Here is a 19,244-nt window from a genome sequence, read left to right on the forward strand (position 1 = left end):
AACTCCGCCCGCAGACGGTTCACTTCATGTGCGTCCACACATCCAACATGCTCCTGATCAGCCTCAACGAACAGACCTAACGAAGCACTACTAGTTCTACGCGCGTGCGGCCGGGGTCAGTGGCCGAGCACCGCCATCGCGGCGTTGTGCCCGGGAATCCCGCTGACCCCGCCGCCGCGCACGGCGCCCGCGCCGCACAACAGGACGTTCGCGTGACCTGTCTCCACGCCCCAACGGCCGGTGGCTTCGGAGGCGTACGGGAACGAGAGCTCCCGGTGGAAGATGTTGCCGCCGGGCAGCCGCAGGTCGCGCTCCAGGTCGAGCGGGGTCTTCGCCTCGATGCAGGGCCGACCGTCGCCGTCGAGCGCGAGGCAGTCCTCGATCGGTTCGGCGAGGTGGGTGTCGAGCTGGGCGAGGGTGGCCTTCAGGAGGTCCGCGCGGGCCGTGTCGTTGTCGGCGGCGAAGAGCCGGGCCGGGGTGTGCAGGCCGAACAGGGTGAGCGTCTGGTAGCCGCGTTCGACGAGGTCCGGGGCGAGGATCGTCGGGTCGGTCAGCGAGTGGCAGTAGATCTCGGAGGGCGGCGCGCTCGGCAGCGCACCGGCGGCGGCCTCGGCGTGCGCGGCCGCCAACTGGCCGTACCCTTCCGCGACATGGAAGGTTCCGGCGAACGCCTCGCGCGGGTCGACGGAGGTGTCCTTGAGCCGCGGCAGCCGCTTCAGCAGCATGTTGACCTTGAGCTGCGCGCCCTCCGCGGGCGCGGGCGGGGCGTCGCCCAGGAGCCGGGCGAGGTCCTGCGGGGAGGCGTTGACGAGGACGTCGCGGGCGGCGACGGTGCCCTCGGCGTCGGCGGTCCGGTACGTGACCTCTGCCTCGGCGCCGTCCGTCTCGATGCGGGTCACCTCGTGCCCGGTGACCAGGTCGGCGCCGGCCGCGCGGGCCGCGGCGGCAGCTGCGTCCGTGAGGGCGCCCATGCCGCCGACGGGGACGTCCCAGTCGCCCGTGCCGTTGCCGATCACGTGGTACAGGAAGCAGCGGTTCTGGGCGAGGGACGCGTCGTGGGCATCGGCGAAGGTGCCGATCAGGGCGTCGGTGAGGACGACGCCGCGCACCAGATCGTCGGTGAAGTGCTCCTCGATGCCGACGCCGATGGGGTCCTCGAACAGCAGCCGCCAAGCGGCCTCGTCGCCGACCCGCTCGCGCAGCGCGTCCCGTGACGGAAGCGGCTCGGTGAGGGTCGGGAAGACCCGTTCGGCGACCCGCCCCGTCGTCTCGTAGAAGCGGGTCCACGCCTCGTACTCCCGTTCGCCGCCGGTGAGTTCGCGGAACGCGGCGCGCGTGCGCTGTTCGCCGCCGCCGACGAGCAGTCCCGTCGGACGTCCTTCGCGGACGGTCGGGGTGTACGAGGAGACGTCGCGGGTCGCGGTCGCGAAGCGCAGCCCCAGGTCGGCCACGATCTTCTTGGGGAGCAGGCTGACGAGGTACGAGTAGCGCGAGATCCGGGCGTCGACGCCGGGGAACGGGCGGGTGGAGACGGCGGCCCCGCCGGTGGTGCCGAGGCGTTCGACGACGGCGACGGACTGTCCTGCGCGGGCGAGGTAGGCGGCGGCGACCAGGCCGTTGTGGCCACCGCCGACGACGACCGTGTCGTAGCGGGCGCGGAGATCATGTGCGGGCATGGCCCTTGGTAACACGGGCCGCCGACGGTGGACCAGAGGGCGACTCGCCGGTCAGCCGGGCGCGCCCTGTTGGCGCAGCGCCGCCACCCTGCGGTACAGGGCGACCGCGTCGGCCGTGCGGCCGAGCTGCTCCAGGCAGTGCGCCTCGTCGTTGCGGCTGGCGAGGGTGCTGGGGTGGGCCTCACCGAGGACGCGTTCGCGGGCCGTGGACACCGCGCGGTACTCGCCGAGCGCGTCCTGCCAGCGGCCGAGCCAGCCGAGGCCGACGGCGACCTCGCGGCGGCTGACGAGCGTGTCCGGGTGGTCGGCGCCGAGCACCCGCCCGCGGATCGCGCACACGTCGCGGGCCTCCGCGAGGGCCTCCTCCCAGCGGGCAAGCCGGCCGAGGTTCACACCGAGCCCGTGCCGGGCACGCAGTGTCTCGGGGTGGTGCGGCCCGCTGACCCGCGTCCGGTCGTCGATCAGGTCGCGGTAGAGCGTCAGGGCCTCCGCGCTGCGGCCGAGGCGGCCGAGGCTGATGCCCACCTCGTAGCGGGCGGCGAGGGTGTCGGGGTGGTCGGCACCGAGCGCCCGCGCCCTGGCCTGCGCGACCTCCTGGTAGGTGCGCAGGGCCGCGCTCCAGCGGCCCAGCTGCCCCAGCGCGTAGCCGACCTCGCAGCGCGTGACGAGCGTGTCGGGGTGGTCGGCGCCGAGCACGCGGGCGCGGGCGTCGGCGACCTCGTCCGCCATCCGGTAGGAGTCCTCCAGGCGGCCGAGCCTGCTGAGGTTGAAGGCGAGGTTGTGGCGGCAGCGCAGCGTGTCCGGATGTTCGGGCCCCATGGCGCGCTCCCGGGCGGCGAGCACGGCGCTGTACGCCTGGTGCGCCTCGAAGTGCCGCCCCAGCTTGCCCAGTACGTACGCCACTTCCTGGCGCGCCCCGAGCGTGTCGGGGTGCTCGGGCCCGAGGACGCGCTCGCGGCCCTCGACGACTCCGCGGTACTCGCGCAGCGCGTCGGCGGCCCGGCCGGTGCGGCTGAGGGTGAAGGCGACCTCGTAGCGGCTGGCGAGGGTGTCGGCGTGGTCGGGGCCGAGGGCGAACTCCCGCTCGGCGGCGACCGCGCGGTGCACCTCGCCGGCCTCGGCCCAGCGTCCGAGGCGGCCGAGGCTGAGCCCCGCGTTGTGCCGGGAGGCGAGGGTGGCGAGGAGTTCCGGGGCGGGGGTGGGGCGCCCCGCCACTTCGGGCGCCGCGGGGGTGCGGTCGGCGTCGCGTGCGATCCACTCGCCGGAGAGCCCGGCCGCGGTGTCCGGGGGTGTCACGCGCGGTCCCGGGACACCGGTCGCCTTGTGACCCGTGGTCATGCCGCGGGTCCAGGAGGGCAGCCGGGGCTCGCGGGCTTCGGGCGCCTCCTCCACGGGCGCGCCCGTACGCGGTGGGAGCTGCGACGTCCGCACCGTCGGCACGTACGTCCCGCGCCCGGACCGCGCGCCCTGCGTGATCCGGCGCGCCAGCTCCCGCGCGTCGCGCGGCCGCTGTTCGGGCTCCTTGGCGAGCAGGTCCAGAATGATCCGGTCGAGGTAGCCGGGCAGCTCGGGCCGGTGCCCGCGCGGCGCCTCGGGCTCGGTGTCGCGGTGCCCGACGAGCACGGACCACGCGTCCTCCAGGTCGAACGGCGGGGCGCCCGTGGACACCTCGTACAGCACGCACCCCAGCGAGTACAGGTCGCTGCGCTCGTCGACCTGGTCGCCGCCGATCTGCTCGGGCGACATGTAGTGCGGGGTGCCCATGGCGATGCCGGTGCCGGTGAGCCGGGCGGTGAATCCGATGTCGTGGCCGAGGCGGGCGATGCCGAAGTCGCAGATCTTCGCCGTGCCGTCGCCGAGCCGCACGATGTTCGCGGGCTTCAGGTCGCGGTGCACGACGCCCTGTTCGTGGGTGTAGGCGAGGGCGGAGGCGACCTGTTCGGCCATGTCGACGATGTCGTCGACGGGAAGCGGGTGGTGCCGGTTGTCGTCGAGGAGCTGGCTGAGGTTCTTCCCGTCGAGCAGTTCCATGACGAGATAGAGGGTTCCCTCGTCCTCGCCGAAGTCGTGCACCACGGTGATGCCCCGGTGCTGGAGTGCGGCGGCCACCCGCGCCTCCCTGCGGAAACGCTCCCGCAGGATCCGGGTGAAGTTCTCGTCGCGCTCGGGGCCGAGCGGCTTGAGGCACTTCACCGCGACGTGCCGGCCGAGCGATTCGTCGCGCGCCCGCCAGACCTCGCCCATGCCGCCCCGGCCGATCAGATCGAGCAGCCGGTACCGCCCGTGGATCAGCCTGCCGTCCCGCGTCTCCCCCACCGCTGGCATCTCCCGCCGTCGCCCCCGTCGCGTCGCTACGCCCTCCCCGGCCCGTCCAGTATGGCTTCCCCTCTGTCGACTTTGTACGGGGCGGGACGGGCGTCGACACCGAGTCTCCCCATCGCCCGCAGGATGTGTTTGGGCGGCAGTTGCCAGCGCACACGGGCGGGAATCAGGCGCAGTGCGGTGCCCGTGGCGCGCAACCGGAGCGTGACGGCGGCCGGTTCGGGGGCCCGTCTGCCGTACAGCTCGTGGGCGTACGACGGCAGGGAGGCGTACGCCAGGTTGGCCACGCGCCGCCAGAGGGCCTCGCGCGCCGGGATCAGCAGCAGGTGGGTGGGCGGCCGCTGCAGGAAGTCGTCGACCTCGCGTGCCTCGGGCCCGGCGGCGAGCTCCGGCCGTACCGACTCGAAGTAGGCCGCCAACTGGGCCTGGCTGCCCGGGACCCGCTCCGGGTCGAGGCCGACGAGCCGGGCGCTGGTGCGGTGCTCGGCGACGTACCGGTCGGCCTGCGCCTCGGTGAGCCGGAAGCCGGAGCGGCGCGCGACGTGGAGATAGGAGTCGATCTCGGCGCAGTGCACCCACAGCAGCAACCCGGGTTCGTCGACGCCGTACCGCTCCCCCGTGTCCGGGTCGCTCGCCCCCAGGTGGCTGTGGATCCGCCGTACGCGCGCACCGGCTTTCTCGGCGGCCTCGCTGGTCCCGTACGTCGTCGTGCCGACGAAGCTCGCGGTGCGCATCAGCCGGCCCCAGGCGTCGCGCCGGAAGTCGGAGTTCTGCATGACGCCGCGCACGGCGCGCGGGTGCAGCGCCTGGAAGTACAGGGCGCGTACGCCCGCGATCCACATCATGGGGTCGGCGTGCATCTGCCAGGTCACCGAGTCGGGTCCGAAGAGCCCGGGGTCCGCTTCGCTCATGTCGCACAGCACCTCCTGCTCGCAGGGTACGCACCCGGCCCGGCGCGGAACCCGATCAACGGCGGACTCGTCCTGGTGAGCAGGGACAACGGGACAAGGAACGGGGCGACATGAGCGAGCGGGCCGACGCGGCGACCGACAGGGCGGGCGGGAGACGGGCGCCGTGGCGGCGCGGCCGGGTGCTGGCCGCGCTCGCCGTCCTGACCGGGCTCGTCCTGCTCTTCCACCGGTGGATACCGAACACGCCGGGGCGCCTTGGAAGCCTGGTGGAGTCGTTCCTGCCGTGGTGCTGGCTGGTCCTGGTCGTCGTGCTCGGCCTCGCGCTGCTGCGCCGGGCACCGCTCGCGCTGGTGGCCGCGCTGTCGGCGACGGCGGTCTGGGCGTATCAGTGCGGCGTGCTGCTCCCCGAGCCCCGGTCCGACGGGCACGACCTCACCGTGGTGCAGCACAACGTCAGTGACGAGAACCCCGACCCGCGGCGCACGGCGCGCGAGCTGTCCGGGCACTCCCCGGACCTCATCGCCCTGGAGGAGCTGCTGCCGAAGGCCCGGGCCGAGTTCGAGCGCATGCTGTCCGCGAGCCATCCGCATCACGCGGTGATCGGCACGGTCGGGCTCTGGTCGAAGTACCCGCTCTCCGGCGTCCGCGCGGCGGACATCAAACCCGCCGGGATCACCGAGCCGTGGAACCGCGGGCTGCGCGCGGTCGTCGAGGCGCCGCCGCGCGACATCGCCGTGTACGTGGCCCACCTGCCCTCGATCCGGATCGGCGCGACCGGCCTCGCGTCGCAGTGGCGGGACGAGAGCGCCCGGCGGCTCGGCGCGGAGGTCGCCGCCGAGCGGACGGGCACGGTCCTCGTCCTCGGCGACCTCAACGGCACGGTCGACGACCGCGGCCTGGCCCCGCTGACCTCACGGTTGGACGTGCCGGACCGCGGGTTCGCGTTCAGCTACCCCGCGGCGTTCCCGGTGGCGCGGATCGACCAGATCATGGCCCGCTCGGCGAACGTGGGCCGCATCCGCACCCTGCCCGCGACCGGCAGCGACCACCTGCCCGTGCTCGCGCGGATCGCCCTGGACGATCCGGTCAGCGCCGCACCCGGGGCATCCCCAGGCCGATCCACGAGATGATCTCCCGCTGGATCTCGTTGTTGCCGCCGCCGAAGGTGAAGATGACGGCGGAGCGGTAGCCGCGCTCCAGTTCGCCGTGCAGGACCGTGCCCGCGCTGCCCTCCTTGAGCGCGCCCGCCGCGCCCACCACCTCCATCAGCCACGCGTATGCGTCGCGGCGGGCCTCGGAACCGTAGACCTTGACGGCGGAGGCGTCCTGCGGCAGGAGGGTGCCCTGCTGGACGGCGTTCACCATCTGCCAGTTGAGGAGCTTCATCGCGTCGAGCTTGGTGTGGGTCTGGGCGAGGCGCTTCCTGACCCAGCCGAGGTCGATGACGCGGCGGCCGTCGGCGAGTTTGGTGTCCATGGCCCAGCGCTGCACGTCGTGCAGGGCGCGGATCGCCATGGTGCCGTGGGCGGCGAGGGTGACGCGTTCGTGGTTGAGCTGGTTGGTGATCAGGCGCCAGCCCTTGTTCTCGTCGCCGACCCGGCGCGAGACCGGGACGCGGATGTTCTCGTAGTAGCTGGCCGTGGTGTCGTGCGAGGCGAGGGTGTTGATGACGGTGCAGGAGTAGCCGGGGTCGGTCGTCGGCACGAGCAGCATCGTGATGCCCTTGTGCGGGGGCGCGTCCGGATCGGTGCGGACGGCGAGCCAGACCCAGTCGGCGGTGTCGCCGTTGGTCGTCCAGATCTTCTGGCCGTTGACGACGTACGTGTCGTCCTCGCGGACGGCGCGGGTCTTCAGCGCCGCGAGGTCCGTGCCCGCGTCGGGCTCGCTGTAGCCGATCGCGAAGTCGAGTTCGCCGGAGAGGATCCTCGGGAGGAAGTACTCCTTCTGCTCGTCGGTGCCGAACTGCATGATGGTCGGGCCGACGGTGTTGAGCGCCATCAGCGGCAGCGGTACGCCCGCCTGTGCCGCCTCGTCGAAGAAGATGAACTGTTCCATCGGGGACAGGCCGCGCCCCCCGTACTCCTTCGGCCAGCCCACGCCGAGCCATCCGTCACCGCCGAGCCGGCGCACCGTCTCCCGGTAGAAGCGCTTCTGCGCGGCCGGGTCCTCGTAGCGCGCGTACGCGTTCTCGGGGACCAGCTCGGCGAAGTAGGCGCGCAGCTCGGTGCGCAACTCCTGCTGCTCAGGCGTGTATTCGAGGTGCACGGCCCCTCCTGGCGGTCGACTGCGTGGTCCGGGAGCCGGCTTGCGCCAGCCTGACGGCGCACACAGTAGAACGCGTTCCAGTAATAGGGAATGCCGCGGACCGCGTGAACTGACGGTTCGTCAGCCGAGGGTGGCGAGGAAGTCCGTGCAGGCCCGCGCGCAGGCCCGGCACCGTTCGGCGCACTCTGCGGCGTCGCGCGTGCGGTCGCAGACGTGCGCGCACTCCAGGGCGACGGCCCGGCACCACTCGACCTGGAGCCGCAGCCCGTACTCGTCCTGGTGCGCCTCCTCCGACAGCAGCCGGCAGGTCGCGTCGCACACCTCGACGCTGAGCAGCAGCGCGCGCCGCAGGCCGTGCGGGGCTTCGGGCTGTTCCCGGCCCTCGGACGGGACCGAGCGCACGGGTCCGTGCACCTGCGGGGCGACGGGCCCCAGGTCCGTGGAGCTGACCAGCAGGGCGCAGGCGCGGGCGCACTCCGTGCAGGACTGGGCGCAGGCGAAACGGTCCTCGAGGAAGCGCACGAGGTCGTCCTTGGGCGGTTCGGTCATCAGGGCACGGTCGGCGCCCGTGGAGTCCTCGGCGTATGCGTGCGGGTACTTCGCCAGGGAGGTCACCGGCCCGGCTCCTTTCCAGAGGACGTACGGCTGTTGTGCGGGTAGCCGGATCACCTGATGCCAAACCGCATGCGTGCCCGCGGGCGCCGACGAACGAAGTGCGGGGCGGCCGCGCGCCGCCCCGCACCCCCTCCTCGTTCGCGTTCGCTCAGGTGTTGCCTGTCACCTTGCGGATCGCGTCGCGGGTCCGGTCGACGACCGCGGCGACGGGACCGGCGGCGAGGTTCTTCGCCGCGGAGTCCGTGCCGGGGTGGGGGCGCGTGGGCGCCATGGCCTCCGCCGCCTTCACGGCGCGGCCCAGGGTCTCCAGCCTGGAGCGGTCGGCGACCTCGTTGAAGTGCGCGAACTCGTAGCGCTCCTCCGCGTCCGCGTGCGCGAGGACGTCCTCACGCAGCGCGTCGAACTTGTCGAGGAACTCCGGCGAGTCCGGGTCCATGCCGTCGAGCTTCGACAGGACCTTCTTCGCCTTCTCCTCCTCGTCGATCCGGTCCTTGACGACGTGTTCGCCGCCGTCGATGTTCTTGCGCGCGAAGGGGTGCACGACCTCTTCCTCTGCGGTCTCGTGCACCGCGAGCAGCCGCACCAGTTCGTGGAAGCGCTCCTTGCGCTCCTCCCCCTTGGCGGCGGCCACCTCCTCGAACAGTGTGCGGATCCTGACGTGCTGCTGAAGAAGCAGCTGCACCACGTCGTTGGGGTCCTTCGTGCCCTTGGTCTGGGGCATGTCGTGTCCTCGGGATTCCGTGTCTCGGGTGCGGAGCGGGCCGGGTACCCGGGGCACCGGCCGTCAGTCGCCGGGAACCGGCCCGCGGCGCCGGGAGCTCATACATCAAGCCACCCGGTACTCCTCCACCTCTTCGCTCCTCAGCACCAGTCCGTTCCCGGGGCCGTTCTGACCCGGGCGGACCGTGCCGCCCGTCGGGTCCAGGACGCCCGCGAAGAACATCGACTCGATGCGGACGTGGTCGTGGAACCACTCGACGTGGCGGAGGTTCGGCACACAGGCCGCCACGTCCGCGTGGGCGTGCGGGGCGCCGTGCGCCGAGATCTCCAGGCCGTGGGCCTGGGCGAGGGCGGCGGCGCGGAGGAACTCGGTGATGCCGCCGCAGCGGGTGACGTCGACCTGGAGGCAGTCGACGGCGCCCGCGGCGATCATGCGGGCGAAGTACGGGAGGTCGTAGCCGTACTCTCCCGCGGTGACGTCGCACACGAGGGCGTCGCGGACGAGGCGGAGGCCGGTGAGGTCGTCGGAGGAGACGGGTTCCTCGAACCAGCCGACGGCGTGGGTGACGAGCGCCTCTCCGACGCGGACGGCCTGTTTTCGGTTGTAGCCGCCGCCCGCGTCGACGTACAACTCGGCGTCCTCGCCGATGACTTGGCGGGCGCGGCGGACCCGTTGGAGGTCCCTGGGAACGGCGCGCCCGCAGGCCTCGGCGATCCTTATCTTGACCTGCGGGATGTGCTGGCCGTGCACCCAGCCGCTGAGCTGGGCCGCCAGATGGCTGTCGTGGTAGGTGGTGAAGCCGCCGCTGCCGTAGACGGGGACGGCGTCCCGTGCCGCGCCGAGAAGCCGGACGAGCGGAAGGTCCATGAGGCGAGCCTTCAGGTCCCACAGGGCGAGGTCGACGGCGGAGATCGCGCAGGACGCGATGCCGGGGCGGCCCGCGTTGCGGACGCCCTGGCACTGCGCCACATGTGCGGCGGGGGTGTCGAAGGCGTCGCGGCCCTCGACGAGCGGGGCGAGCTGATGGCGGACGACGTCGGCGGCGGCCGGGGGCGCGTAGGTCCAGCCGATGCCGGTGAGGCCGCAGGCCCTGGCCTCGACGAAGACGATCGTCGTGCTGTCCCAGGCGAGGGTCGCGTCGGCCTCGGGTGCGTCGGTGGGCACCGTGTAGGCGCTGACGTCGAGGTGTTCGACGGGGAGGCAGGTGCTCGGGGATGTCAGGGTGCTGGTCATCATGGTCGACTGCCGTGCCTCACCCTGCCGAGCCGCTGCTCGCGCCGTGGGGTGTGCCGTCCTTGAGCCGCGGCAGCACCTTCGTCCGGTAGAAGTCGAAGAACTCCCGCTGGTCCGGGCCGATCTGGTTGACGTAGACGCGGTCGAAGCCGGCCCGGGCGAAAGCGTCGAGGGCGCTCATGTGCTCGTCGACGTCGGGGCCGCAGGGCAGCGCGCCGTCGACCATCCGCTCGGTGACGAGGGTCTCGGCCTGCTCGAAGTGGCGGGGCGTGGGCAGTACTTGGCCGAGTTCGCCGGGCAGCAGCTGGTTGGCCCACAGCCCGTGCACCCGGCGCACGGCCTCCGCCCTGTCGGGCCCGTAGCAGACCTTGAGGCCGCCCGCGACGGGCTTCGCGCCGCCTCCGCCCTTGCGGAACTGGGTGACCAGTTCCTCGTCGGGGCTCATGGTGATGCAGCCGTCGCCGATGCGGGCCGCGAGCGCGGTGGCCTGCGGGCCGAAGCCGGAGATGTCGATGGGGACGGGCCCGTCGGGGAGGGTGTAGACGCGGGCGTTCTCGACGGTGTAGTGCTCGCCACGGTGGGTGACCTCGCCGCCTTCGAGGAGCCTGCGGATCACGGTGACGGCCTCTTCGAGCATTTCCATGCGGACGTGGGCGGAGGGCCAGGGACCGCCGAGGATGTGTTCGTTGAGGGCCTCGCCGGTGCCGACGCCGAAACGGAAGCGGCCGTCCAGCTGCACGGCGCTGGTGGCGACGGCCTGGGCGAGGACGGCGGGGTGGATGCGGACGGTGGGGCAGGTGACCGCGGTCTCGACGGGCAGCGACACGGCCTCCGCGAGGGCGCCGATGACGTTCCAGACGAAGGGGCTCTGCCCCTGGGCGTCGTTCCACGGGTGGTAGTGGTCCGAGATCCACAGGCAGTCGAAGCCCGCCTGTTCCGCCATCCGGGCCTGTTCCACGAGCTCGCGCGGCCCGAATTCCTCCGACGCCAGAAAATAGCCGAACTCGGGCATGCCGTCCTCCCGGGGGTGTGTTTCCTTCGAGGTCTTCCGAGTAACCCCGGCCTCTGCGGGGAAACCCGCCGAGCCACGACACAAGCGCCGTCCGGGCCGGGATTTCATGGATCATTCCCAGTGGCCCGGACGGCGCTTCAAAGGTTTCGTTTCCGGGTTTGTCGGTACCTGGTTCGGTTACTCACCACCGATACCAGCGTGACCTCGATCCACCCGCCGTCGTCCCCCGCATCACAAATCCGAGCAGCCACACGACCAGCACGGCAATGGCCACCCACCACAACAGTTTCACGGCGAATCCCGCGCCGAAAAGCAGCAGCGCGAGCAACAGGACCAGCAGAACAGGAATCACGGTGAATACCTCCTTGAGGCACCGAGTTCCCGCGAATTCCCCCCGTACTCCACTCACCCCCTTGCGAGTTGACGTGACCGCGAAGAATTCCGAGGAAGACGACCGAAGGACCCGGATCACCGTCCTGGTGGCACTCGCCGCCAATCTGCTGATCGCGGTGGCGAAGGCCGTCGGCGGCCTCATCGCGGCGTCGCCCGCGCTGCTCTCGGAGGCCGCGCACTCGGTGGCCGACAGCCTCAACGAGGTGTTCCTGCTGGCCGCCCTGCGCCGCAGCCGCCGCCCCGCCGACCGCAGGCACCCGTTCGGGTACGGAAAGGAGCGGTTCTTCTGGTCGCTGCTCGCCGCCGTCGGGGTCTTCGTGATGGGCGGCTGCTTCTCCTTCTTCCAGGCGTTCGAGGCGGTGACCTCGGGCGGTCAGGAGGAGTCCCGCAGCGGGTACGTCGCCGGGCTCGCGGTCCTCGGCGTGGCGCTGCTCGCGGAGGGCAGCTCGCTGGCCCGCGCCGTGCACCAGGTGCGCGTGCAGCCGGGTGACGGCATCGGCTCGGACCCCGCGCTGCGCACGGTCCTCGCCGAGGACGGCACGGCGGTGGTCGGGGTGCTCCTCGCGGCGAGCGGGATGGTGCTGCACATGGTGACGGGCCGGATCGAGTGGGAGGCGGCCGCGTCGTTCTGCATCGGTGTGCTGCTCGTGTACGTGGCGTACCGGCTCGGCAGGAGCGCCCGCGACCAGCTGATCGGCGAGGCCGGCGATCCGGAGCTGCACCGCGGCATCCGTGAGTTCCTCGCGGCGCAGCCCGAGATCGACTACGTGGCGGCGCTGCACACGATGCAGCTGGGCACGGACTCGACGCTGGTCGCGGCGCGGATCGATCTCGCGCCCGGCATCGAGAGCGAGCACCTCGAGCTGATCCTCGAACGCGTCAAACGGGCGGTACGGGAGCGCTGGCCCGAGGCGGATCAGGTGTTCCTCGACGTGGTGGACGCGCCGAAGCCGATACGTGAGGGGTGACGTCCGGCGGGTCGAAAGGGTGGCCCGGCCGGGTCAGATCACGCGGAACAGGTCGGCGGCGGCGTGCACATCGGTGAAGTCCTCCACGGAGCGGAGGTTGTCGCACAGCGCGTCCAGGACGGAGTCGGCCTCGGCGGCGCGCGGGGCGCCCACGGCCACGCCGAAGACGCGGAACCCCAGGCGGTGCTTGGCCGCGTTCCAGCCGCGCATCCACTCCTCGGTGACACCGCAGTCGTCGTCGGTGAGCAGCACGATGTCGCCGCGTGCGCGGGCCGCGTCGTCGAACTCCCGCTCAAGGAGGTCCCGGGCCGCGCCCAGCGGCGCCTGGTAGCTGGTGCCGCCGCCGAGGAAGGTCTCCGCGAACTCCAGGGTGGTGTCCAGGCCGGCGGGCCGGTCGGCCGGGAACCGGAAGACCCGCACCTTGTCGGCGGCCGAGAACAGGATGCCGACGAAGTCCCGCCCGCTCGCGCGGGCCTGGTCGAGCAGCGCGAGCGCGCACGCCTTCGCCCACACCTCACGGGTGACTCCGCCGGGCCCCGCCTCGTACATGGAGTGCGAGGTGTCCACGCAGGCGATGACGGCGCCGCGCCCGGCGGGCCGCTCGCCCCGGCTGTCGTAGAGCATCAGCTCCCCGGCGGCGTACCGGGCGGCGAACACCGCGCGCAGGGCGGGCACGCCGAGGCCCGCGAGTTCGGAGGGGACGAGGCGGGACAGATCGTCGCCGAGGGTGACGCCGACGAGTTCGCCGGTGGTGTTCGCCACCTTGCGGGCGCGTTCGCCGGCGGCCATCTGCCGGAAGCGGCCGATGAGTTCGGCCCATTCGGCGAGCCGCCCGGCGCGCAGCCGCTCGGCGAGCCGGGCCCGCTCCTCGAACGGCAGCCGCTCCAGTTCGCCGGGCCCGAGCCCCCAGGCACGCATCAGGGACGCCTCCTGCCGTACGGCGCGGGAGGCCTTCGCGGCGGCGGCGCGGGCGGCGGCACGGACACCGGGAGCGCCCGGGGCGCCCGGGGCACCTGGGGCGCTCGGATCGCCGGGCTCTTTCGCGGCCGCCTCCCGGTCCTCGCGCCGGGACGTCTCGCCCGCCCCCTCCTGGGACTCCCGCTCCAGCAGCCCGCGCAGCGCGGGCCCCTGCGCCAGCAGGGCCATCGCGGCGGCGTACGGGTCGCCGACGGTGTCCCGGCGCGCCTCCACGAACTGCGGCGACTCGACGAGCGCCGTGACGAACTCGTGGTTGAGCAGCCGCGAGGGTGCCATCTCCGTGCGCTCACGCACCCGCACCCGCGCCTTGTACGCGGCGAGGAACACATCGGCGAGCAGGTCCCGCGCGCATTCGTGGCGCGCGGCGAGCTCGGCCGCCAACTCCCTTACCCCAGCCGCCTGTTCATAGGTGTCGCGCCACGTCAGCCGGTCGAAGCGGTCCGCGACCACGGCACCGTTCAAGCCCGGCCCCCCGCCGTGCTCGCGTCCACGCCGAGCGCCTCGGTGAGGATGCGGGCGCGGACGGCGCGCTGGCGTCCCGTGACCCGGTCGATGGCGGCGGTGGAGCGGCCGGCGCCCGCCGCCTCCTCGCGGAGCTTCTCCAGGCGCTGCCCGGCGGTGGCGAGCTGGTGATGGGCCTTCTTGATGACCCAGTCGCTCAGCGCCTCGCGGGACTGCCCGGCCATGGAGTCGAGCTGGGTCTCCAGCTCCTCGATGGTGTCGGCCAGGTCGAGCGCCTCCTTGGCGTCGGGGTTGACGAGGTGCAGCACCTCGCGCTCGACGGTCGGGCGCTGGGCGGGCGAGTCCCACAGCACGTGGGTGAGCACCGACAGGTCGGTCTCGGCGACCTCCGGGCGGCCGTCGAGGTACGCGGAGGCCTGGAGCAGTCCGACCGCCTGCCGCCAGCGGCGGTCGGAGGCGACGAGCTCCTTGCGGCGCAGCGCTGCCCGCAGCGTGCACACCGCGTCGACGATGGCGTCGGGCACATCCACGGCGGGGACGGTCTCGGCCACGGCCCGCCGCAGCTCGGCCAGTTGGATCGTGGTCCGGGCCGGCGGCTCGGACCGGCCGCCGACGGCCGAGCGGACGAGGGCGGCGAAGTTCGAGGGATCCTCCAGGTAGCCGACCTCGATCCGGACGAGGAGCCGGTCGTAGATCGCGGCGGAGTCCTCGCCCTCGGGCAGTTCGTTGCTGGCCGTGATGGCGCCGATGAGCGGGCAGTGGATCGGCGCGCCGCCGTTCTCGGGGTGGTAGATCCGCTCGTTGAGGTAGCCGAGCGTCTCGTTGAGGGCGGCGGTGGAGCACTTGAAGATCTCGTCGATGAACGCGATGTGCGCGGTCGTGGCCCGCCCGTCGTACACCTGCCGGTACTCGCCGCGGGCCAGCGCCGCGACGTCGATGGGCCCGAACATCCTGGTCGGCGCCGTGAACTTGGAGAGCAGGATCTCCCAGTACGCCGCGCCCTCGACCCGGCCGGTGAGCTCGCGGGCCAGTTCGGACTTCGCCGTGCCGGGCGGCCCGAGCACGAGGGAGTGCTGCCCCGCGAGGAGGGCGGTCACCAGCGTCCGTACGACGTCGGCGCGTTCGTAGAAACGCTCGGAGAGTTCGGCGCAGATCGCGCGCAGCCGTTCACCCGTGTCGTCCCGCGCTTCCACTGCCGCTCCCCCTGCCCCAAGGCCCCACCGATGTCAGATCGGACCCCAAACTACGTCAGTGGTGTGCGTCAGTGGTCACCGCGCTTGCCGATGCCCGGCATGAACTCCTGCACCTTCGCCTTGAAGCCCTGCTTGACCACGTCCGTGCTCTGCGGGTCGCCCTTGAGGATCGCCTCGGCCGTGGACTCCATCTGCTCCCACGTCGCGTGCGGCGGGATCGGCGGGACGGACGGGTCGCTGCGGAAGTCGACCACGGCGGGCCCGTCGGCGGCGAGCGCCGCGCTCCAGGCGTCGGCGACGGCGTCGGGCTTCTCGACGCGGATGCCGGTGAGCCCCAGCTGCCGGGCGAACGCCGCGTAGTCGATGTCGGGGAGCTCCTGGGAGGGCACGAAGGAGGGCGAGCCGCCCATGGCGCGCAGCTCCCAGGTCACCTGGTTGAGGTCCCGGTTGTTGAACACACCGATGACGAGGCGCTGGTCGCTCCAGCGGTGCCGGTACTTGGCGGCGGTGATGAGTTCGGCGAGCCCGTTCATCTGCATCGCCCCGTCGCCGACGAGCGCCACGACGGGCCGGTCGGGGTGCGCGTACTTGGCGCCGATGGCGTAGGGGACGCCGCAGCCCATGGTGGCGAGGGTGCCGGACAGGGAGCCGCGCATCGTGCCGCGCATGGTGATGTGCCGGGCGTACCAGTTGGCGGCGGAGCCGGAGTCCGAGGTGATGATCGCGTCGTCCGGGAGCAGCGGGTCGAGGGCGCGGGCGACGTGTTCGGGGTTGATCGGGTCGGCGCTCAGCCCGGCGCGGCGGTCCATGACCTCGTGCCAGCGCCGCACGCTCGCGCACGTCTCGTCGAACCAGTCACGGCCTTCGTTGCGGCGCAGCAGCGGCAGCAGGCGGCGCAGTGTGGCGCGGGCGTCGCCGACGAGGTTCACCTCGTAGGGGTAGCGCATGCCGATCATGTGCGGGTCGATGTCGATCTGGACGCCGCGCGCCTTGCCGTAGTCGGGCAGGAACTGGGAGTACGGGAAGCTGGAGCCGATGGTGAGGAGGGTGTCGCAGTCCCGCATCAGCTCGTAGGAGGGGCGGGTGCCGAGCAGGCCCGAGGCCCCGGTGACGTACGGGAGTTCGTCGGAGAGCACGTCCTTGCCGAGCAGCGCCTTGGCGACGCCGGCGCCGAGGAGTTCGGCGACCTCGCACACCTCGTCCTTCGCGCCCGCCGCGCCCTGTCCGACGAGGATGGCCACCTTGTCACCGGCGTTGAGCACTTCGGCGGCCCGCTCGACCGCTTCCTGCGCGGGCTCGGCGGTCCACGAGCTGCGGTCGAGGCTGGAGGGCACCATCTTGAACGCGTGCGGCGGCGGTGTGTGGTCGAGTTCCTGCACGTCACCGGGGATGATCACGGCGGTGGGGGCGCGGCGCGCGGTGGCGGTGCGGATCGCCCGGTCGAGGACGTTGGGCAGCTGTTCGGGGACGTTGACGGTCTCCACGAAGTCGGAGGCGACGTCCTTGTAGAGGGTGTGCAGGTCGACTTCCTGCTGGTAGGAGCCGCCCATGGCGCTGCGGGCGGTCTGGCCGACGATCGCGACGACCGGTACGTGGTCGAGCTTGGCGTCGTAGAGGCCGTTCAGGAGGTGGATGGCGCCGGGGCCCGAGGTGGCGGTGCAGACCCCGACGCGGCCGCTGAACTTCGCGTAGCCGACCGCTTCGAAGGCGGCCATCTCCTCGTGCCGCGCCTGGACGAACTCGGGCCGGTTGTCGGCCCTGCCCCAGGCGGCGAGGAGGCCGTTGATGCCGTCTCCCGGATAGCCGAAGACCTGCTCCACGCCCCAGGCGCGCAGCCGGTCGAGGAGGTGATCGGCGACCTTGGTGCTCATGCCGGGACCCTTTCGTTCGGTTCGGGGATGACTGCCGATGGGCGGGTGACCAGCCAGGGGGCGGGGAAACCCGGGTTGGCGCCGCGCGCGCTGGGTACTCGGCGCCTCGATGCGCGCCACCGGGGTGCGACGGAGGAGGAGACATGAGCCTGGTGCGGGCGGGAGTACTGGTCCTGGACTGCGCGGAGCCCGAGGAACTGGCCGAGTTCTACCGGACGTTGCTGGACGGTGAGATCGAGGCGTCGCCCGGCAGCAACCGCATCGACGTCGTCGGTGAGCAGGGCATGCGGATGTCCTTCCGCCGCGACCTGAACGCCGCCCCGCCCAGTTGGCCGCGCCCCGACGACTCGCAGCAGGCCCATCTCGACTTCCTGGTGGACCAGGAGGATCTCGACGAGGTGGAGCGCCGGCTCATCGGTCTGGGCGCCCGTCCGCTGGAGACCCGTGGCGCGCGCGGCCCGAACGAGATGCGGCTGTACTCCGACCCCGCGGGGCACCCGTTCGCGACGCACTGCGCGAAGCAGCCGGCGCCGAAGACCGGCTGAACGGACCCGTCCACAACGCCGTCGACAAACCCGTCTACAAACCCGTCTACAAACCCGTCTACAACCGAACTCGACCGAATCCACTCGGTTTTCGTTCGGAGAAGGATCGGATCATGAACACAAAGGAGCGTGCTCCGCACCCCGCAGAGACCAAACGCGAGGTCAAGGGCAGGATCCGCACCTGCAGAGCCGCGCGGCGCGAAGGACCCGAGCCCTCAGGTGGCGCGAACGACCGTGACACCGACTGGAATCTGGTGCGCGGAGAGGACTGAGCGACCCCTTCCCTCCCCTTGATTCCGGCATATGCTGTCGGTGCCGACGAGGGGAGGCGCTTGGCGATGCCCACCGTTGCACGGCCGAGGATCCTCGTCGTCGACGACCGCGACGACACCCTGTTCGCGATGGAGAGCGCGCTCGCACCGCTGGGCTACCCGGTCGACCGGGCCACCACCGGGGACGACGCCCTCAAGGCGGTGCTGCGCGGCGGCATCGGCCTGGTCCTGCTCGACGTGCTGATGCCCGACGTCAGCGGCCTGGAGGTCGCGCACTACATGCGGCGCCTCGAACAGACGCAGGACATCCCCATCATGCTGATCACCGGCGCGGGCCAGGACACGAAGCTCGCCGCCCAGGCCTTCGAGCTCGGCGTCGCCGACTACGTGTCGAAGCCGATCGAGCCGTGGGTGATGCGGACGAAGGTCCGCTATCTGTACGAGACGAGCCTGCGCATGCACGCGCTGCGCGAGCGCCTTCGGACGTACGAGAACGACGGCGCCGCACGGCCCGCGCCACCGGCGCACGCCGCCGCGGGCCACCCGCTCTCCCGCCCCGCCTGACCTGCCGCTTCACCGCCGGGTGGCCATGGTCACACCGGCTCAGGGACTTCCGGCCCCCTCCATGGTTGTAGAGTACAACTGCACCAAGAGTTGTATAAGCCAACCAATCGATCCGTGGAGGTCCTGCTCATGAGCGGCACGCGCGAACCTGCGCTGCGCCACGTCCTGACGCATCTGCTCACCCCGCTTCTGATGTGCGTCGGCATGGGCCTCGCCTATCTCGGCGCCTTCGCCTCGCCCGAGCCGCACCACATGCCGATCGCCGTCGTCGGCTCGGGCCCGCAGGCGAAGGTCTTCGCGCAGACGGTCAAGGACAAGGCGGGCGACGCCCTCGACGTCCGCACGCTCGACGCCCGTTCCAGCGCGGTCGACCAGCTGAAGACGCGGGACATCGACGGCGCCTACGTCCTCGGCGACAAGCCCGAGCTGATCGTGGCCTCCGCCGGGTCCGACACCACGGTCTCCGTCGTCCAGAAGATCTTCACGCCGGTCGCCGCCGAGCAGGGCGCGCCGCTGAAGGTCACCGACGTGGCGCCCTCGGTGGACGACGACCCGACGGGCCAGGGACTGTTCTTCCTGCTCGTCGCGGTCAGCATCGGTTCGTACGCCTCGGTGGCGGTGATCGGCGGCGCCGGCGCCGCACTGCGGATGCGCACCCGCGCGCTGCTGGTCGTCGGCGCGTCCGGCGTGGTCAGCCTGATCGGCGCGGCGTTCGCGGGACCCGTCTTCCACCTCGCGCACAGCCACCTGTGGGGCCTGTGGGGCATGACGTGGCTGTATTCGGCGGGCGTCCTGCTGATCGGCGTAGGACTGCACACGTTCCTGAAGAAGTGGACGACGCTCGGCGTGATGGTGCTGTTCGTGATGCTGAACTTCACCAGCTCCGGCGGGATCTTCCGGCCCGAGCTGCAGAACGGCTTCTTCGGCGGCCTGCACGCCTTCTGGAACGGCGCCGGATACGTCGAGGGCGCCCGCAGCCTGCTCTACTTCGGGCAGCACGACCTCGCCCGGAACATCTGGACGCTGGTGGCCTGGCTGCTCGTGGGCGTGGCCATGATCGCGGTGGCGGCCCTCGCCGAGCGCCGGCGCGGCACCGCCGCCGCCGTCGCGCCGGCCCCCGCGCACAAGCACAAGCGGGAGCCCGTCCGCGACCAGGAGCAGGAAGAGGAGATGGAGGAGGCCGTGGGCGTCTGACCCGCCCACTCCCCCACACGCGCATAAGGCGAGGGCCCCGCTGGATCCG

At 72.1% G+C, this 19,244-nt stretch carries 18 protein-coding genes; 6 read left to right on the forward strand and 12 right to left on the reverse strand.

Features of this window, described 5'->3' with window-relative positions; all coding sequences use genetic code 11:
* Nucleotides 1-116 precede the first annotated feature (116 nt).
* Genes ACFV9W_RS38630 through ACFV9W_RS38640 form a run of 3 tightly spaced genes read right to left on the reverse strand, consistent with a single transcriptional unit; the run spans nt 117 to nt 4,909 of the window.
* Nucleotides 117-1,676: a phytoene desaturase family protein gene (locus tag ACFV9W_RS38630; protein WP_385770719.1), complete on the reverse strand. Its 1,560-nt coding sequence runs from the start codon at nt 1,674-1,676 to the stop codon at nt 117-119.
* Nucleotides 1,677-1,727: 51 nt separating this feature from the next.
* Nucleotides 1,728-4,001, reverse strand: coding sequence for a tetratricopeptide repeat protein (locus ACFV9W_RS38635; protein ID WP_385770721.1), 2,274 nt, complete (start codon nt 3,999-4,001; stop codon nt 1,728-1,730).
* Between the two features lie 26 nt (nt 4,002-4,027).
* Nucleotides 4,028-4,909: an oxygenase MpaB family protein gene (locus ACFV9W_RS38640; RefSeq protein WP_385770723.1), complete on the reverse strand. Its 882-nt coding sequence runs from the start codon at nt 4,907-4,909 to the stop codon at nt 4,028-4,030.
* A 110-nt stretch (nt 4,910-5,019) separates the two neighbouring features.
* Here ACFV9W_RS38640 and ACFV9W_RS38645 point away from each other — a divergent pair, with 110 nt between their 5' ends.
* Complete coding sequence (locus tag ACFV9W_RS38645) at nt 5,020-6,039, forward strand: endonuclease/exonuclease/phosphatase family protein (RefSeq protein WP_385770725.1); 1,020 nt, start codon at nt 5,020-5,022, stop codon at nt 6,037-6,039.
* Here ACFV9W_RS38645 and ACFV9W_RS38650 read toward each other — a convergent pair.
* The 6 genes from ACFV9W_RS38650 to ACFV9W_RS38675 all read right to left on the reverse strand — a co-directional run bounded on the left by ACFV9W_RS38650 (nt 5,996) and on the right by ACFV9W_RS38675 (nt 11,107).
* On the reverse strand, nt 5,996-7,174 hold the full coding sequence (locus tag ACFV9W_RS38650; RefSeq protein ID WP_385770727.1) for an acyl-CoA dehydrogenase family protein: 1,179 nt from the start codon (nt 7,172-7,174) through the stop codon (nt 5,996-5,998). The genes ACFV9W_RS38645 and ACFV9W_RS38650 overlap by 44 nt on opposite strands.
* A 120-nt stretch (nt 7,175-7,294) precedes the next feature.
* Nucleotides 7,295-7,723, reverse strand: a complete 429-nt coding sequence (locus tag ACFV9W_RS38655) for a ferredoxin (RefSeq protein ID WP_385770751.1) — start codon at nt 7,721-7,723, stop codon at nt 7,295-7,297.
* Between the two features lie 214 nt (nt 7,724-7,937).
* Nucleotides 7,938-8,510 carry a hemerythrin domain-containing protein gene (locus ACFV9W_RS38660; protein WP_385770729.1) on the reverse strand — a complete coding sequence of 191 codons (573 nt, stop codon included), beginning with the start codon at nt 8,508-8,510 and terminating at the stop codon, nt 7,938-7,940.
* 105 nt (nt 8,511-8,615) lie between these two features.
* Nucleotides 8,616-9,746: an enolase C-terminal domain-like protein gene (locus ACFV9W_RS38665; RefSeq protein WP_385770731.1), complete on the reverse strand. Its 1,131-nt coding sequence runs from the start codon at nt 9,744-9,746 to the stop codon at nt 8,616-8,618.
* Between the two features lie 16 nt (nt 9,747-9,762).
* Nucleotides 9,763-10,755 (reverse strand): LLM class F420-dependent oxidoreductase, encoded by a 993-nt coding sequence (locus ACFV9W_RS38670; protein ID WP_385770733.1) that lies wholly within the window; start codon nt 10,753-10,755, stop codon nt 9,763-9,765.
* Nucleotides 10,756-10,936: 181 nt separating this feature from the next.
* Nucleotides 10,937-11,107, reverse strand: coding sequence for a hydrophobic protein (locus ACFV9W_RS38675; RefSeq protein WP_326023505.1), 171 nt, complete (start codon nt 11,105-11,107; stop codon nt 10,937-10,939).
* 73 nt (nt 11,108-11,180) lie between these two features.
* Between ACFV9W_RS38675 and ACFV9W_RS38680 the strand changes: the two genes are divergently transcribed.
* Nucleotides 11,181-12,116: a cation diffusion facilitator family transporter gene (locus ACFV9W_RS38680; RefSeq protein ID WP_385770735.1), complete on the forward strand. Its 936-nt coding sequence runs from the start codon at nt 11,181-11,183 to the stop codon at nt 12,114-12,116.
* Between the two features lie 33 nt (nt 12,117-12,149).
* Here the strand turns inward: ACFV9W_RS38680 and ACFV9W_RS38685 are convergent, their stop codons facing one another.
* From ACFV9W_RS38685 to ACFV9W_RS38695, 3 genes are all read right to left on the reverse strand, one after another.
* On the reverse strand, nt 12,150-13,556 hold the full coding sequence (locus tag ACFV9W_RS38685) for a VWA domain-containing protein (protein WP_385770737.1): 1,407 nt from the start codon (nt 13,554-13,556) through the stop codon (nt 12,150-12,152).
* Complete coding sequence (locus ACFV9W_RS38690; RefSeq protein ID WP_385770739.1) at nt 13,553-14,749, reverse strand: AAA family ATPase; 1,197 nt, start codon at nt 14,747-14,749, stop codon at nt 13,553-13,555. Before ACFV9W_RS38690 ends, ACFV9W_RS38685 begins: the two co-directional genes overlap by 4 nt.
* A 68-nt stretch (nt 14,750-14,817) precedes the next feature.
* Complete coding sequence (locus ACFV9W_RS38695; RefSeq protein WP_385770741.1) at nt 14,818-16,620, reverse strand: thiamine pyrophosphate-requiring protein; 1,803 nt, start codon at nt 16,618-16,620, stop codon at nt 14,818-14,820.
* A 143-nt stretch (nt 16,621-16,763) separates the two neighbouring features.
* On the opposite strand from ACFV9W_RS38695, the gene ACFV9W_RS38700 reads away from it, so the two are divergent.
* The 4 genes from ACFV9W_RS38700 to ACFV9W_RS38715 all read left to right on the forward strand — a co-directional run bounded on the left by ACFV9W_RS38700 (nt 16,764) and on the right by ACFV9W_RS38715 (nt 19,195).
* Nucleotides 16,764-17,165, forward strand: coding sequence for a VOC family protein (locus ACFV9W_RS38700; RefSeq protein ID WP_385770743.1), 402 nt, complete (start codon nt 16,764-16,766; stop codon nt 17,163-17,165).
* A 113-nt stretch (nt 17,166-17,278) separates the two neighbouring features.
* Complete coding sequence (locus tag ACFV9W_RS38705; protein ID WP_385770745.1) at nt 17,279-17,437, forward strand: hypothetical protein; 159 nt, start codon at nt 17,279-17,281, stop codon at nt 17,435-17,437.
* Between the two features lie 66 nt (nt 17,438-17,503).
* Complete coding sequence (locus ACFV9W_RS38710; RefSeq protein WP_385770747.1) at nt 17,504-18,001, forward strand: two-component system response regulator; 498 nt, start codon at nt 17,504-17,506, stop codon at nt 17,999-18,001.
* Between the two features lie 129 nt (nt 18,002-18,130).
* Entirely contained in the window at nt 18,131-19,195 is a 1,065-nt protein-coding gene (locus tag ACFV9W_RS38715) for a hypothetical protein (protein ID WP_385770749.1), read from the forward strand.
* Nucleotides 19,196-19,244: the final 49 nt, after the last annotated feature.

It is taken from the genome of Streptomyces sp. NPDC059897 (genome assembly GCF_042730865.1).
GTDB lineage: Bacteria > Actinomycetota > Actinomycetes > Streptomycetales > Streptomycetaceae > Streptomyces.

Coding starts and splice junctions, on each gene's coding strand:
- ACFV9W_RS38630 (WP_385770719.1), bottom strand. CDS start 1,676: ATGCCCGCACATGATCTCCGCGCCCGCTACGACACGGTCGTCGTCGGC.
- ACFV9W_RS38635 (WP_385770721.1), bottom strand. CDS start 4,001: ATGCCAGCGGTGGGGGAGACGCGGGACGGCAGGCTGATCCACGGGCGG.
- ACFV9W_RS38640 (WP_385770723.1), bottom strand. CDS start 4,909: ATGAGCGAAGCGGACCCCGGGCTCTTCGGACCCGACTCGGTGACCTGG.
- ACFV9W_RS38645 (WP_385770725.1), top strand. CDS start 5,020: ATGAGCGAGCGGGCCGACGCGGCGACCGACAGGGCGGGCGGGAGACGG.
- ACFV9W_RS38655 (WP_385770751.1), bottom strand. CDS start 7,723: ATGACCGAACCGCCCAAGGACGACCTCGTGCGCTTCCTCGAGGACCGT.
- ACFV9W_RS38660 (WP_385770729.1), bottom strand. CDS start 8,510: ATGCCCCAGACCAAGGGCACGAAGGACCCCAACGACGTGGTGCAGCTG.
- ACFV9W_RS38665 (WP_385770731.1), bottom strand. CDS start 9,746: ATGATGACCAGCACCCTGACATCCCCGAGCACCTGCCTCCCCGTCGAA.
- ACFV9W_RS38670 (WP_385770733.1), bottom strand. CDS start 10,755: ATGCCCGAGTTCGGCTATTTTCTGGCGTCGGAGGAATTCGGGCCGCGC.
- ACFV9W_RS38695 (WP_385770741.1), bottom strand. CDS start 16,620: ATGAGCACCAAGGTCGCCGATCACCTCCTCGACCGGCTGCGCGCCTGG.
- ACFV9W_RS38700 (WP_385770743.1), top strand. CDS start 16,764: ATGAGCCTGGTGCGGGCGGGAGTACTGGTCCTGGACTGCGCGGAGCCC.
- ACFV9W_RS38705 (WP_385770745.1), top strand. CDS start 17,279: ATGAACACAAAGGAGCGTGCTCCGCACCCCGCAGAGACCAAACGCGAG.
- ACFV9W_RS38710 (WP_385770747.1), top strand. CDS start 17,504: ATGCCCACCGTTGCACGGCCGAGGATCCTCGTCGTCGACGACCGCGAC.
- ACFV9W_RS38715 (WP_385770749.1), top strand. CDS start 18,131: ATGAGCGGCACGCGCGAACCTGCGCTGCGCCACGTCCTGACGCATCTG.